Raw genomic sequence first — 14,461 nt, forward strand, 5'->3', positions numbered from 1 at the left:
AAATGCGACAGAAGGGCTGCCATTGCCGCTTGCAGGAACGATGTGTGGCGGCTATAAGCCCGCGATCTGGTCACGGAGTGTAGCGCAGCCTGGTAGCGCACCTCGTTCGGGACGAGGGGGTCGCAGGTTCAAATCCTGCCACTCCGACCAGAAAAAACAATTTGTTAGCGCATCCCGACTTTGGCGCTCCACCCGAGATTCACCAGAGATAGAGCCTTGTCCAAGATGATGCCTGTTCCTCGGGAACGGACACGAGATTCGTTCCTCTTTGGGGGCATGGGCCACGAAGTCCCTGCCCCCATATGCAGGCGTTTAACGGAGGCCGAAAAAGCTCAATACCGCTATGACGACGACCACCGCTCCCACAAGCCAAATGATGTTGTTCATAATCTCACTCCTGTTGCCTGGTGAAGCCCGCGCCTCTGGCGGAGGACGCGGGCCGATCAGCCTTTGCCTGCTGATCTTCAGCGAACACCAAACCGTGATGTGCGCTGCGGGAAGAACTGTTAGGCCGGCCTAATGTTCCGTCGCCTGACGGGGATCTGGCGACAGGTGGGCGAACTGTCTTAACAATTGCGGCAGAGCGTTCCTCCCTGGCAGTGACAGAACGCGGGTGACGTTTGCCGCCGCCTGCGCAGATGGCCGGAAGCAAGCCTCCTCTTTGCCAATCGTGGCGACGCGATAGCCAGCCCTTCGCTTGCGTGCGGCTGTCCCCGGGAACCGGAACCAAAGGGATCAGCAGCAGTTGTAACCAACGAAGGGCTAATCAAAGCAGTTGGAGAACTTGCAATGAAAACAATGATCATGTGCGCTTTGGCGCTTTCAATGGGATTGCCCGCTTTGGCTTCGGCAGCCGAGGCCGACGTCGTCATCAGGACCCACCATCGGCACCACCACAACGTCAGGATCATCAATGAGGAAGGCCAGCGCCTGCATCACCGACACCACGGGACGGTGGCGTTCTATGACCATGGCCGCCGGCATCACGATCGGAATGCAGTCGTCGTCACCGGCTCCGTTTCCACCCACCACCGTCACCATCATCCGGTGGTAATGGAAAACGGCGGTTACTGATGCCCAACTGGTGGCCCGGCTCTCGCGAGCCCGGCCACCAGGTGACTTTGCCCAGCACGCTCGCGCGCGTTTCATGCGAATAGCTTCGAGTTCTCGCCCGCGGCTGAAATGCAGCCATGCGAAGCGATCGTTTCAACTTCGAATCTCCCATACCGCTCGGAAGCAAGTCGCGGGAATTCTGCTCGGTGACCAGGTCATTTGAGCTGGCCTGGCCAAGACTTCAGGGTTCGCCAGATCCATGCTCGCTCACGAAGCCTATCGGCCTGGGAAAGAACTGGGCTGCGCTAATGTGCCAAGAGATTAGCTGAGGACTATTCCAGCCACCATGAAGGTGATGGCAACCGCGAAAATCGGTGCGAGCAACCAGCGCGCCTGACCAACACTCTTCTCCATCAAATTCCTCCGGTATTGCAGCAGACAACGGTGACGAAGAGCGACTGTTCCGGCCGGCCCGCTTGGCAAGACCAATGCGCTCCAGGCCCAGACTTAGGTCCGACCTCCGCCCGACCGAAGCCCTGCCCTGGGAACGTTTCCGCTCGGCCCAAGTTCGAGATCGGGCGCGGGAAAACCAAGCGAAGCGGGAACGGATGAGCACCACCATGTCGAACCATGAGACTGTAACATCCCATGTGTTGGGGATGCGCATAGATAGCCTCAAAACCAGAATGCAACACGCTCAGATCACCGAGGGGGAAATGAAGACCTTCCAAAAGGTAGCGGCCGTGATTGAAGGCGGGCGAGGCCGCATCGACGGCGACGATCTGATCGCCGCATCCTTCGTTACCGACACGCTGACGGACGCGATGTCCGAGTAACCATGCCAACAATCAGTAAGCTTTTCGAATCCCATGCCGAAGCGGCGCGGATTGCCGGCGACCTGTTGGCGGCCGGGGTTCCGCGCGTACAGGTCGCCATTATCGGGCCCTATCGTGACGAAATCGATGTCCTGAGGTCTCCGGGTGTCATGCTGGGCGCTGCCGCCGGGCTGTTGGCGTGCCTCGGCGCCGTTGCTGTTTACCGCATCAACCTTTTCCCGACCGGCCTGTCGGCAATAGCCCTGGCCAGCGTGTTCTGCGGCGGCCTTGGCGGATTGCTCGGCGCCATGGTCGCGGCCGCCAAAAGACCCGAGCGGCGAAGTATTGGCGAGGGGATTGTGCTGGTGACGGCGCATGTCGACGACAATGCGACCGACATTGCCCAGATGATGCTCGGCGGTTGTGGCTCTATGGCCGAATTGGCCGCCCAAGCAGCGTAAAAATTCCGACAGCGATAATTGGCCGATAGCCAGTGCAGAACGCGAGCACTGGCCGGCCGGTGAAACTTTGACGAATTGGCTATCAGCGCTAGGTTGATCAATGAAGATCAGGGAGGCGGCAAAAACGGCCGGGCCGGACGCGCGCATGAGTTTGATTTCAAGGACAAGGTCGGCACCCGCTCTTCTGGCTGCGGCCTTCATGGCTGCCGGATGCTCATCGATCGGCAGGACGGCCGATCCGGCCAAATACGAGAGCATGAGCTGTAGCGACCTCAACAGTGCGCTGGGAAGCAGCGCGCGCGACATCTCGCAGACGGCGATCACCCGCGGCAAGGTCGCCAACACCAGCGTGCCGCGCTGGCTGCTGGGCGGATCGCGCGTCAAGACCGCGGTCGCCAACCGTGAAACGGCCAGGATCGACCGGCTGAAGCGACAGCAGGATGCCATTGTCGCTGTGCGCGCACGCAAGTGCGCGAGCTGAGCGACAGACGACGCCACGACAATTGCCCCTGCCGGCGCCTTACGCGCTCAGTCGAAACCGTGTGACGTCGATCGCGGCGTTCATCAGCGTCTGCGTATAAGGCGCCCGTGGATTGCTGAAGATCTCTTCCGTCGGCCCCTCTTCGACGATCTTGCCTTGCTTCATGACGATGATGTAGTCGGCCATGGCGCGCACGACCGACAGATCGTGGCTGATGAAGAGGTAGGACAGTTCGTGGTCGGCCTGCAGCTTGCGCAGCAGTTCGACTATCTGTTTCTGCACCGAGCGGTCAAGCGCCGATGTCGGCTCGTCCAGCACGACCATCTTCGGCTTCAGAATCATGGCGCGGGCAATGGCGATGCGCTGCCGTTGTCCGCCGGAAAATTCGTGCGGGTAGCGGTTGCGGGCATTGGGGTCGAGGCCGACCTCCCGCAGGGCCTCGACCGCGCGCTGGTCGCGCTGCTTTCCTGAAAGGTTGGGCTCATGCACCAGCAGCCCCTCGGTGACGACCTGACCGACGGTCATGCGCGGCGACAGCGAGCCGAACGGGTCCTGGAAGACGAGTTGCATCTGGCGCCGCAGTGGCCGCATCTGCTGCCGGTCGGCAGTGGAGATATCGCGATCGCCGAACCGAATGAGCCCATCGCTCGGCAGCAACCGCAGCAAGGCGCGGCCGAGCGTCGACTTGCCCGAGCCGGATTCGCCGACAATGCCGATGGTCTGGTTGCGCTGCAGCCGGATCGAGATGTGATCGACGGCCCGCAGCATCAGCGGTTCGCCGGCCAGAAACCCACCGCCGATCCTGAATGTGACTTCGACATTCCTACCTTCGAGCACCACCGGCGCATCGGCTGGCGGCGGCGCCTTGGTTCCCGTCGGCTCGGCCGCCAGCAGCATTTTGGTGTAGGCGTGCCGCGGATTGGCAAAAATGGCTTCCGCCTCGCCTTCCTCGACTACCTCGCCCTGGCGCATGACATAGACACGGTCGGCAAAGCGCCGGACGATACCGAGGTCATGGGTAATGAAGACGATCGCCATGCCGAGCTTGCGCTGCAGTTCGGCCAAAAGCATCAGGATCTGCGCCTGGATGGTGACGTCAAGCGCCGTCGTCGGCTCGTCGGCGATCAGGATGTCGGGGTCATTGGCGAGCGCCATGGCGATCATCACGCGCTGGCGCTGGCCGCCGGACATTTCGTGCGGATAGGATTTCATCCGCCGTTCCGGATCGGGAATATGCACGAGCCGCAGCAGCTTGAGCGCCTCTTCATGCGCTGCGGCGGCACTCAGGCCCCGATGGCGGCGGATCGGCTCGATCAGCTGGTTGCCGATCGAATAGAGCGGATCGAGCGAAGTCATCGGTTCCTGGAAGATCATGCTGATCTTGCGGCCGCGGACCTTGTTCAGCTCGGACTTGCTCAGGGTCAGCAGGTTGCGGCCGCGATAGTCGACATGGCCTGACGCTTCGCCATTGGAGGCCAGCAGGCTCATCGCCGCCATCATCGTCTGGCTCTTGCCGGAACCGGACTCGCCGACCACGGCAACCGTTTCGCCCGCGTTGACGTGGATGTTGATGCCCTTGACCGCTTCGACCGCACCGTCGAGGGTGCGGAAGCGGACGCGAAGGTCCTTGACGCTGAGGATCGTTTCGGAAGCAGCCATTTCAGCGGTCCCCATCTTTATCGATACCCATCTTTATCGATCCCGCGGGTCGAGCGCGTCGCGCAGGCCGTCGCCGACGAAATTCAAGGCGAACAGCGTCGAGACCAGAAAGAAGGCGGGAAACAGGAGCAGCCAGTTGGCGGTGCCGATGTTCTTGGCGCCGACCGAGATCAGCACGCCCCAGCTGGTCATCGGCTCCTGGATACCAAGCCCGAGGAACGACAGGAAGCTCTCCAGGATGATGACCTGCGGCACCAGCAGTGTCATGTAGATCACCACTGGGCCAAGCAGGTTCGGGATGACATGGCGGATCAGGATGCCACGCTGGCCAATGCCCATGGCTTCCGCCGCCTGGACATATTCCTGCCGGCGAATCGACAGCGCCTGGCCGCGCACGATGCGCGCCATGTCGAGCCACAGCACGGCACCGACCGCCAGGAACATCAGCACGAAGTTGCGGCCGAAGAACACCACCAGCATGATGACGAAGAAGATGAACGGCAAGGAATAGAGCACGTCGACGATGCGCATCATCACTTCATCGACCTTCCCTCCGGAAAAGCCGGCGGCGGCGCCGTAGATCACGCCGATCACCACCGCCACGACACCGGCCAGCAGACCGATGGCCAGCGATATGCGCCCGGCCATCAGCGTGCGGGAGAGAAGATCGCGGCCGGTATTGTCGGTGCCGAACAGGAAATACTGCTGCTTGACCGATGCGCTCATCGTCACTTCGAGGCCGTCGGGCGACTTGTTTTCGATCTTGGTGTCGTCGAAGGCATCGGACCGGTCGAGGTAGCGGATGTTGCGGTCGTCGATCGGCTTGGTCGACTTGACCGTGACGAAGACCTGGCTCCCCTCCTGACGCCACTCCTTGATGTCGACCCGCATGCGCTTGATCGCTTCAGTGAGCGCGGTCTCGATCATATCGGGTTTCGGATAGGCCGAGAGGCTTGGCGGCATGCGCACGTAGTCGGCGTAGATGGTCGTGTATTGATGGGGCACGAACCACGGGCCAAAGACGCTGATGATCCCAATCAGAACGAGGTAGTAGAGGCTGAACATGGCGGCGCGATTGGCCTTGAGGCGCGCCCAGGCATCGCCCCAAAGCGAGCGACCAACGATTGCGGGGGCCGTGGCTGCGATGTCAGTCATAGCGCACCCTCGGGTCGACGACCGCGTACATGACGTCGACGATCAGGTTGAAGACGATGGTAAAAATGGCAATCACCACCACCGTTCCCATCACCAGCGTATAATCGCGGTTGAGCGCGGCATCGACGAAATAGCGGCCGACGCCGGGAATGGAGAAGATCGTCTCGACGATGACCGAGCCGGTCAGCAGTGCCGCCGCCGCCGGGCCGGTGAAGGAGACGATCGGCAGGATGGCGCCGCGCAACGCGTGCTTGACCACCACCGACCAGTCGGAAAGGCCGAGCGCGCGCGCCGTTCGGATATGATGGGATCGCAGCGATTCGATCATCGAGCCGCGCATCAGCCGGGCAACGATGGCGATTTGCGGCAAGGCAAGTGTCAGCACCGGGCCAACCTTGTTGATGAAGGCGCCGTCACCCCAGCCACCGATCGGCAGCAGCCTCCAGGTCAGTCCGAAGACAAGCTGGATCACCGGCGCGATGACGAAGGTCGGGATGGTGCTGCCGGCTGTCGCCAAGGCGATCACCGTATAGTCACCAAGCTTGTTCTGGTTGAGCGCGGCGATGGTGCCGAGCACGCTGCCGAGCAGCAGCGCCAGGATCAGCGCCGAGGCTCCGAGCTGCACGGAAATGGGCAGGCCCTTGGCAAACAGTTCGGTGACGGTGAAATCCGGCATGTTGTAGCTCGGGCCGAAATTGCCGCGCAGCAGATTGCCGAGATAATGGACATATTGCAGCCAGAGCGGATCGTTGAGGCCGAACTGGGCTTCCAAGTTGGCCTTGATCTCTGGGCTCAGCCCCCGCTCCTGGTTGAATGGACCGCCTGGCGCGACGCGCATCAGGAAGAACGCCATCGTCACGATGACGAACAGCGTCGGGATGGCGGTCAAAAGCCGCCGGAATACGTATCGCAGCATCGGTGCCCCACTTGATCCAGAGCACGCCCTTCCACTCGGACGATTGCGCTCCAGCCTTCAAATCTTCACACCGGATTCTTCCGAAAATCGATTTCCGCTTCCCGGGCCGATGCGATGGCAAACCAGCACCGCCGCGCTCTTTTGAGCGCGGCGGCTTGGCCAGGGATCAATCCTTGCTGACGAAGCGCGACGGATGCACGTCCATCACATTGTCGACGAAGCCATGCAGCTTCGAGGAAACGATGTCGTGGTAGCTGTAGTAGAGAAGCGGGATCTGGCCGACGTCGTCGATGAGGATGCGCTCGGCCGCGGAGAGGTCCTTCATGCGCTCTTCGGGCTTGCCGCCCGCGGCCGCGGCCTTGTCCATTGCCGCTTCGTATTGCGGGCTGTTGTAGTTGGAATAGTTGTTGCCGCTGGCCTTGCGCGTGATACCGAGGAAGGTCTCTGGATCCTTATAGTCGGCAATCCAGGCGGCACGCGCCACGTCATAGTCGCCCTTCTGCTCGAGGAAGGAGTAGTGGGTCTTGGTGTCGGTGTTGAGCAGCGTGACGTCGACGCCAAGCGGCTTCAATTGTTCCTGGATCGCCACTGCCGTGTTCTTGTGGTTTTCCGAGGTGTTGTAGCGGATTTCCATCTTCAGCGGATGTTCGGGGGTGTAGCCAAGCTTCTCGAGGATCTTCTTGGCCGCGTCCTCGCGGTCGATCTGCGGCATGTCGGCGTATTTGGCCATTGCGGGCGTATAGCCCTCGATGCCGGGGGGCACCATCGAATAGCCGGGCAGCATCGAATTCTGCCAGACCTTCTCGGCGATGAAATCACGGTCGATCGCCATCGAGATGGCGTTACGCAGTTCGGGGTTGTTCCACGGCGCCTTGTCGGTCTTGATGGCATAATAGTAGGTGCCGAGATACGGCCCGACATGGATCTGGTCGCCGAACTTGGTCTTGAGGTCGGCGAGCTGTTCGGTCGGCAGATCGTCATAGCTGTCGAGTTCGCCGGCCTCGAAGCGCTTCATCGCCGACGAACGATCCTCGGTCGGAATGTAGTTGACCACGTCGAACTTGACGGTCGCGGCGTCCCAGAATTTGGGATTCTTGACCAGTTTCATGTGGTCGTTGGGAACCCATTCGGCCAGCGTATAGGCGCCGTTCGAAACCAGATTGCCGGGCTTGATCCAGTCGGCGCCAAGCTTTTCAATCGAGGCCTTGCTGACCGGATAGGTCGCCTGATGGGTCAGCATCTCCAGGAAGTACGGCGTCGGCGCCTTCAGCGTCACCTCCAGGGTGCCGGCGTCGATCGCCTTGACACCCATGTCCTCGGGCTTGCCTTTCTTGGTGTTGACGTCCTCCGCGCCCTTCACCGGATACAGCATCGAGGCGTATTCGGCGCCGGTCGCCGGATCTTCCAGCCGGTGGAAGGCATAGACGAAGTCGTCCGCCGTCACCGGGCTGCCGTCAGACCACATGCCGTCCTTGCGCAGCTTGAAGGTGTAGACGGTGCCGTCATCCGATACCGTCCAACTTTCGGCCGCGCCCGGAATGAGGTTCGCCTTCTGGTCCTGCATGACCAATCCCTGGAACAGGTCACGCAGCACATTGGCTTCATAGACCGTCGAGGTCTTGTGCGGATCGACCGACTCCGATTCAGCGGCGGTGCCCCTGTTATAGACACTCTCCGCGAAAGCCGGCGTGTAGAATGCGCCGGCGGTTACGGCCATGGTGGTGGCGAATACCGTCGCCTTCAGCATGTTTTTCAGCATGAAGTTCTCCCTGTCGGCGCTGCCATCGGCGCGCCTTACGTGTTGACGCCCCGAAGCCGATGACTGGCTCCTTTGAGCGCGCCCCCGGTTCCCTCCGGCGGCTGGTGGCAGGAGACTAGACAGGAGGTAAGCTCTTTTCAACCGAGTACTGATTGACCCTAAGTCAATCCCCATTGTCGAGAAAGCAACGGCTAAATTAGAGATTCGTTTTCAATCGACCGCACCCTTTGGTTGCACCCAGAGTTTTCGCTTTCTGCATGCGAATTTGGGCATGCTGGTGCGATGGTTCACCACCCCATTTTCGAGGCCCGAAGTCGCCGTTTCCGATCAGACAACTCGGGAACTTCAGCCGTCGAGTTCGCTTTGCTGTCACCGCTTTTCATTCTGCTTCTACTCGGAATGGTTGCATACGGCATCTATTTTGGCGCCGCCAATTCGATCCAGCAAATTGCAGCCGACGCTGCCCGAACAGCCATCGCTGGGGTGAACCAGACCGAGCGGCAGACGCTCGTGGCCAGCTATCTCACCAACAATGCCGGCGGCTACCCCTTCGTGGACGCCAGCAAACTGACCTACCAGGCCAACGACAGCATCGCCGACGGAAGCCAGTTCGTGGTGTCCATCTCCTACGATGCCCGCAACCTGCCGATCTGGAACCTGTTCCCCGGCATAGCCATGCCAGGGACGACCATCAAGCGTCAGTCAACGATCAGGGTCGGGGGTATCTGAATGCTGCGGCGGGCGGGCAAGGGTATGGGTCGGCTTGCACGGTCGATGATAGGAGACAGGAAGGCGAACTTCGCCGTCATGACCGCATTGAGCGCGCCGGTTGCATTGGCGCTGGCAGCGGTGGCCATTGACGAAGCCTCCATCTATACCGAGCGCCGGGAAGCCCAGGCGATGGTCGACCTGGCGGCGATTACCGCCGCCTCGAACATCAACAACGTCAACACCGCGGTCGTCACCACACTGACCGACAACGGCATGCCGGGCGTCGTCGTTCAAGCTTCGGGCCAGACCATTGCCCCGGCTACCGGCAAAACGGTGGTGACGGTCACGCAGGGCCGATACGCCTCATCGACCGCCAATGTCAGCCAGCGCTTCCAGGCGGGTGTGACGCCTTACAATGCCGTCCGCGTCACTTTGGCAAAGATTCCGAACCGCTATTTCGCAAGTTCGCTGATCCCCACTCCCGTCATCGGCACCCAGGCCACGGCCAGCATGACGCCGCTGGCGACGTTCTCGGTCGGATCGCGGTTGCTCAGCGTCAACGGCGGCATCCTCAATGCACTTTTGAGCGGACTTCTCGGCGGCAACATCTCGCTCAGCGTCATGGACTACAACGGGCTGATCTCGGCCGATGTGAGCGTGCTTTCCTTCATCAGTGCGCTCGCCACGCAACTGAACATCACGGCCGGCACCTATTCCGACGTTCTGGCATCGAAGGCGACGGTCGGCCAGATCGCTACCGCCATGGCCAATGTTCCCGGCCTCGGCAATACGGCCAAGGTCGCCCTGCAGACCATCGCCTCCAAATCGACCAGCACCGTCAAGATCCCGCTCAGCAGCCTTGTCGACCTTGGTTCGGTCGGCAGCCTGGGCCTCGGGCAACAGCCGTCCGGGCTTGGGGTAGACGCAAGCGCCATGGGCATGCTGACGGCGGCCGCCGTGCTCGCCAACGGTACCAACCAGGCCGCGATCGATCTCGGCGCCACCATTCCGGGGCTGCTCTCCACCAAACTCAGCATCGCCATCGGCGAGCCGATGCAGTCCTCGCCCTGGCTGGCGATCGATGGTATCGGCACTGTCGTGCGGACCGCACAGACGCGCATCAAACTGACAGCCTCCGTCGGTATCGGCACGCCGGGCCTCGCCGGCGGCGTCAGCCTGCTCGCGGTCAACCTGCCGCTCAATGTGGAAGTCGCCTACGCCGAAGCCAAACTGACCGACATAACCTGTCCGACAGGGCCTTCCAGTATCAGCGTTTCCATCGCCGCGCATCCGGGCGTTGCGCAGCTGAACCTGGCCAACAGCAACAATCCCTCCGGCTTCGCCGACTTCAGCCAGCCGCAGACCTTCACGGATGCAGACATCGCCGATGTGAGCCTCAGGCTCCTGCTGATCAACATCCCGTTGATCCAGGTGATGGGTTCGGCCGCGACGGCAATCACCAACAACAGTCCGCAGACCCTGACCTTCAACGCGACCGACATCGCCAACAAGACGGTGAAGACCGTTTCGACGCGAAACATCTCGCAGTCGCTCACTACGTCACTGGTCAACAATCTGTCGCTTTCGGCCAATCTGCTTGGCCTTGGGATCGATGTGACCGCCCTGCTCGGAACTGTCAAACCAGCAGTGGTGGCACTGCTCAACACTGTAACGGCGCCCGTCGACGACCTTCTCTACAATGTCCTGTCGGCCTTGGGCGTGGGCGTCGGCCAGGCCGACGTGCGCGTCACCGGCGCGACCTGCGGCCGGGCGGTGCTCGTTCAGTAGGACCGCCTAGCCACAACCGAAGTGCCAATCAGTCGAGCCGACCGAGAAAGCAGCCGAGAGTTGGCAGCGAGAGGGTGTTTTCCTCGACAGAAGCGGTCCCGCCGAAGATAGCCGCGACGGGTCCGATATCACCCACCAACGGCAAGGTCGCCGGCTCCTCAGCGAAATTGAAGACACAGATCAACCTCTCCCCGCCACCTTCGCGGATGAAGGCGAGCACGTCGCCCTCGGTATCGAGAAAGCGGATCGAGCCGCCGACCAGCGCCGGATGCTGTTTGCGCAAGGCAAGCGCCGAGCGGTAGGCCAACAGCACCGATTGCTCGTCGCCGATCTGCGCATCGACAGCGCGGGCGCGATGGCTTGCCGGCACAGGCAGCCAGGGTTTTGCAGTGGAAAAACCCGCATTGTCGGCGTCGGCCTCCCAGACCATCGGCGTGCGGCAACCATCCCTGCCCTTCACGCCGGGCCAGAAGCGGATGCCGACCGGATCGCGCAGATCCTCGTAGGCAAGCTCCGCCTCCTCAAGGCCGAGTTCCTCGCCCTGATAGAGGCAGATCGAGCCGCGCAAGCAGGCGAGCAGAATGATCGAGAATTTGGCCACAAGATCGGGATCGCCACCAGGCCGCATCCAGCGGCTGACATGGCGCACCACGTCATGGTTGGAAAACGCCCAGCAAACCCAGCCGTCGGCCACCGCGCTTTCGAAGGCCTCGACGCAGCCACGCACATGCGCCGCCGAAAACTGCGAACCCAGCAGGTCGAAAGTGTAGCTCATCTGAAGCTTGTCGCCGCCGGAGGTGTAGGCGGCGAGCGTCTGCAGCGAGCGACCCTCGTCGCCGATTTCGCCGACGGCGGCGCGGTCGCCATATTCGTCGAGCAACGCGCGGAAGCGCCGCAGGAATGCCAGGTTTTCGGGTTGGGTCTTGTCGAACAGATGCTCCTGATAGAGGTAGGTGTTGGTCTCTGTGTTGGTGCCGGCGACGCTCGAGGCCAAGGGCGGATTGCCGCGCAGCCAGCGGTCGTGGACATAGTAATTGACCGTGTCGAGCCGGAAGCCGTCGACACCGCGATCGAGCCAGAACCGCACCGTGTCAAGCAACGCATCCTGGACTTCCGGGTTGTGGAAATTGAGGTCTGGCTGCGAGGCGAGGAAATTGTGCATGTAATATTGGCGGCGGGTCGCGTCCCATTCCCAGGACGGCCCCCCGAAGACCGACAGCCAGTTGTTGGGCGCGCCGCCGTCGGGCTTCGCATCGGCCCAGACGTACCAGTCGGCCTTGGCATTGTCGCGGCTGGCCCGGCTTTCGATGAACCATTCATGCCTGTCGGATGAATGCGACAGCACCTGGTCGATGATGATCTTCAGGCCGAGCCGGTGGGCTTCGGCGACCAGCTCATCAAAATCGGCCAATGTGCCGAACATCGGGTCGACGTCGCGATAATCCGATACATCATAGCCCATGTCGGCCATCGGCGACTTGAAGAAGGGCGACAGCCAGACAGCGTCGACGCCGAGCGAGGCGATATAAGCGAGCCTCGACGTAATGCCGCCGAGATCGCCGCTGCCATCACCGGTCGTGTCCTGAAAAGAGCGCGGATAGACCTGGTAGATGACGCAGCCGCGCCACCATTCGGCTCCCTGCCCCAAACTCTCACCGGTCATCACGAACCCTTCCTGGCGCCACCGTTTCCGGTTCGGCTCTCGATCATGAAATTGAGGCTGCGCCCCGGCAGCGGGCGCGCAAGGTCAGTCACGTGCGTTTCGATCGCCGGATGCCATCGAAAACCTTCCCGCGCCGGCAAGGTGAAGACGCATTGGCGGCGGTCGCCATTGATCAGAACGGCAAGCCTGCCTTCCTCGCTACCAAGCAGCATGGCGAGGCGATGCCGGCTGGTGTCGTTCCAGTCGGTCGCGTCGAGCGGCTCACCGGTCTCGGTCAGCCAAGCGACGTCGGGAACGCCTGAAGCCTCAATTGGTTCTCCGGTCAGGAAACGCGTGTCCGACAATGCGGGCACCGCCTGGCGAAGGGCTCCGAGCGTCCATGCGTAATGCTCCAACGCTTGATCGCGGCCTGCCCAGTCAAGCCAGGTGGTGGGGTTGTCTTGTGCGTAGGCGTTGTTGTTGCCCTTCTGGGTGCGACCGAATTCATCGCCCGCGGTCAGCATGATGGTGCCGTGCGAGGCGAACAGCGTGGCGAGCAGAGCGCGCTGGTCGTCGAAACGTGCCTTGACGATCGCCGTGTCGTCCGTCTCGCCTTCGACGCCATTGTTCCAGGACAGGTTCTCGTTATGGCCGTCGCGGTCCTGCTCGCCATTGGCCGCGTTGTGCTTGCGCTCATAGGCGACGATGTCAGCCAGCGTCATGCCGTCATGGGCGGCGATAAAATTCACGCCGCGGCTTGCCGGCTCCCCTGCCCTGTTAAACACGTCGGACGAACCAGCAAGGCGCGTTGCGAGAGCACCGACCATGCCGGCATCGCCGCGCCAGAAGCGTCTGACATCGTCGCGATAGCGGTCGTTCCATTCAAGGAAAGGCGGCCGGAAATTGCCGAGTTGATAGCCGTTTGCCCCGATGTCCCAAGGCTCGGCGATCAGCACGCGGTCGTAAAGCACCGCATCATGGGTGATGGCCTGGAGCAGCGGCGCTTCCGGATCGAAGGCACCATCGACCCGGCCCAGCACCGGAGCCAAATCGAAACGGAAGCCGTCGACACCGGTCTGGCGAACGAAGTGACGAAGTGTGTCGAGCACCATTTCCCGCATCACCGGATGGTCGCAAGCGATCGTGTTGCCGGTGCCGGTGTCATTGACCAGCCCGCCATCCGGCCAGTGCCGATAGTAGGCCTTATTGTCGAGGCCGCGCAGCGAGAGCGTCGGCCCCAGCCTGTCGCTTTCGCCGGTGTGGTTGAAGACCAGGTCGAGAATGGTGCCGATGCCGGCCCGGCGCAACGCGGCGACCGTGTCCTGCAATTCCGTCAGGCCGCCGGGCGAGAGGCGCGGGTCGAGCGCCATGAAGGTGACGGGATTGTAGCCCCAGGCGTTGCTCAGGCCGAGCGGCGGCAGATGCCGCTCGTCGATGGAGGCCGTGATCGGCATCAGTTCCACGGCGGAGACGCCGAGCCTTTGCAGATGCTCGATGATGGCCGGATGGGCAAGAGCGGCGATCGTGCCGCGCTTTTCTTGCGGTACATCCGGATGCAGCTTGGTGAAAGCGCGGACGTTCAGTTCGTAGATCAGGCCGCCCGGGCGAAACAGGGGCGGCAGGATCGGTGGAGCCGTGGGCGAGGCCTTGGTCACGGCCTTGGGCATCAGCGACGCGGTGTCGGCGCCCTCATTGCGCCGCGCGGCGAGCCGCCAGTGATAGGCGTAGGCCCGGTCGATTTCGACGGCGTAGGGATCGGTGAGCAACTTGTCGGGATCGAACCACAGCCCCCGCTCGGGCGCATAGTCGCCATCGGCGCGCAGGCCATAGCGCGCGCCCGCGGCCAAGCCGGAGACAAAGAGTGAATGGACGCCGTTGCCTTCCGACGTCAGCTCGAGACGATCAAGTTCGCGGTTTCCCTGCTCGTCAAAGATCGAAACCCAGAGCCGTCTTGCCGACGAGGACCATGCGGCGAAGCGGATGCCTTCGCTGGTGATGGTGGGGCCGAGCTGGGTCAAGAG

Annotated in this window: 12 protein-coding genes and 1 tRNA gene; 7 read left to right on the forward strand and 6 right to left on the reverse strand. The window is 62.0% G+C overall.

Annotation, left to right across the window (positions count from 1 at the left end):
* The first annotated feature begins 73 nt into the window (after window positions 1-73).
* The 5 genes from FJ950_RS22245 to FJ950_RS22265 all read left to right on the forward strand — a co-directional run bounded on the left by FJ950_RS22245 (window position 74) and on the right by FJ950_RS22265 (window position 2,810).
* Window positions 74-150 (forward strand) — tRNA-Pro (locus FJ950_RS22245).
* 639 nt (window positions 151-789) lie between these two features.
* Window positions 790-1,074 (forward strand): hypothetical protein, encoded by a 285-nt coding sequence (locus tag FJ950_RS22250; RefSeq protein WP_140618613.1) that lies wholly within the window; start codon window positions 790-792, stop codon window positions 1,072-1,074.
* Between the two features lie 587 nt (window positions 1,075-1,661).
* The gene (locus FJ950_RS22255) at window positions 1,662-1,889 is read left to right on the forward strand and encodes a hypothetical protein (RefSeq protein ID WP_318011560.1); all 228 of its coding nucleotides are present in this window, start codon (window positions 1,662-1,664) and stop codon (window positions 1,887-1,889) included.
* A gap of 2 nt (window positions 1,890-1,891) precedes the next feature.
* A complete protein-coding gene (locus FJ950_RS22260) occupies window positions 1,892-2,329 on the forward strand; it encodes a hypothetical protein (RefSeq protein WP_140618614.1) in 438 nt (145 codons plus the stop codon).
* A gap of 145 nt (window positions 2,330-2,474) precedes the next feature.
* Entirely contained in the window at window positions 2,475-2,810 is a 336-nt protein-coding gene (locus FJ950_RS22265; protein WP_140618616.1) for a hypothetical protein, read from the forward strand.
* 39 nt (window positions 2,811-2,849) lie between these two features.
* On the opposite strand, the gene FJ950_RS22270 is transcribed toward FJ950_RS22265, so the two are convergent.
* From FJ950_RS22270 to FJ950_RS22285, 4 genes are all read right to left on the reverse strand, one after another.
* Complete coding sequence (locus FJ950_RS22270) at window positions 2,850-4,469, reverse strand: ABC transporter ATP-binding protein (RefSeq protein ID WP_140618618.1); 1,620 nt, start codon at window positions 4,467-4,469, stop codon at window positions 2,850-2,852.
* 33 nt (window positions 4,470-4,502) lie between these two features.
* Complete coding sequence (locus tag FJ950_RS22275; RefSeq protein ID WP_140618619.1) at window positions 4,503-5,624, reverse strand: ABC transporter permease subunit; 1,122 nt, start codon at window positions 5,622-5,624, stop codon at window positions 4,503-4,505.
* Window positions 5,617-6,540: an ABC transporter permease subunit gene (locus tag FJ950_RS22280; protein ID WP_015318681.1), complete on the reverse strand. Its 924-nt coding sequence runs from the start codon at window positions 6,538-6,540 to the stop codon at window positions 5,617-5,619. Before FJ950_RS22280 ends, FJ950_RS22275 begins: the two co-directional genes overlap by 8 nt.
* 166 nt (window positions 6,541-6,706) lie before the next feature.
* Window positions 6,707-8,299 (reverse strand): peptide ABC transporter substrate-binding protein, encoded by a 1,593-nt coding sequence (locus FJ950_RS22285; RefSeq protein WP_140618621.1) that lies wholly within the window; start codon window positions 8,297-8,299, stop codon window positions 6,707-6,709.
* A 282-nt stretch (window positions 8,300-8,581) separates the two neighbouring features.
* On the opposite strand from FJ950_RS22285, the gene FJ950_RS22290 reads away from it, so the two are divergent.
* Together FJ950_RS22290 and FJ950_RS22295 are read left to right on the forward strand one after the other, a co-directional pair.
* Window positions 8,582-9,028, forward strand: coding sequence for a TadE/TadG family type IV pilus assembly protein (locus FJ950_RS22290; RefSeq protein WP_140618623.1), 447 nt, complete (start codon window positions 8,582-8,584; stop codon window positions 9,026-9,028).
* Window positions 9,029-10,798, forward strand: a complete 1,770-nt coding sequence (locus FJ950_RS22295) for a TadG family pilus assembly protein (RefSeq protein WP_140618625.1) — start codon at window positions 9,029-9,031, stop codon at window positions 10,796-10,798.
* A gap of 28 nt (window positions 10,799-10,826) precedes the next feature.
* Here the strand turns inward: FJ950_RS22295 and FJ950_RS22300 are convergent, their stop codons facing one another.
* Both FJ950_RS22300 and glgX read right to left on the reverse strand, forming a co-directional pair.
* Window positions 10,827-12,461: an alpha-glucosidase family protein gene (locus tag FJ950_RS22300; RefSeq protein ID WP_140618627.1), complete on the reverse strand. Its 1,635-nt coding sequence runs from the start codon at window positions 12,459-12,461 to the stop codon at window positions 10,827-10,829.
* A complete protein-coding gene (gene glgX / locus FJ950_RS22305; RefSeq protein WP_140618628.1) occupies window positions 12,461-14,458 on the reverse strand; it encodes a glycogen debranching protein GlgX in 1,998 nt (665 codons plus the stop codon). Before glgX ends, FJ950_RS22300 begins: the two co-directional genes overlap by 1 nt.
* Between the last annotated feature and the right edge of the window lie 3 nt (window positions 14,459-14,461).

This window comes from Mesorhizobium sp. B2-3-14 (assembly GCF_006442175.1).
Taxonomy (GTDB): domain Bacteria; phylum Pseudomonadota; class Alphaproteobacteria; order Rhizobiales; family Rhizobiaceae; genus Mesorhizobium; species Mesorhizobium australicum.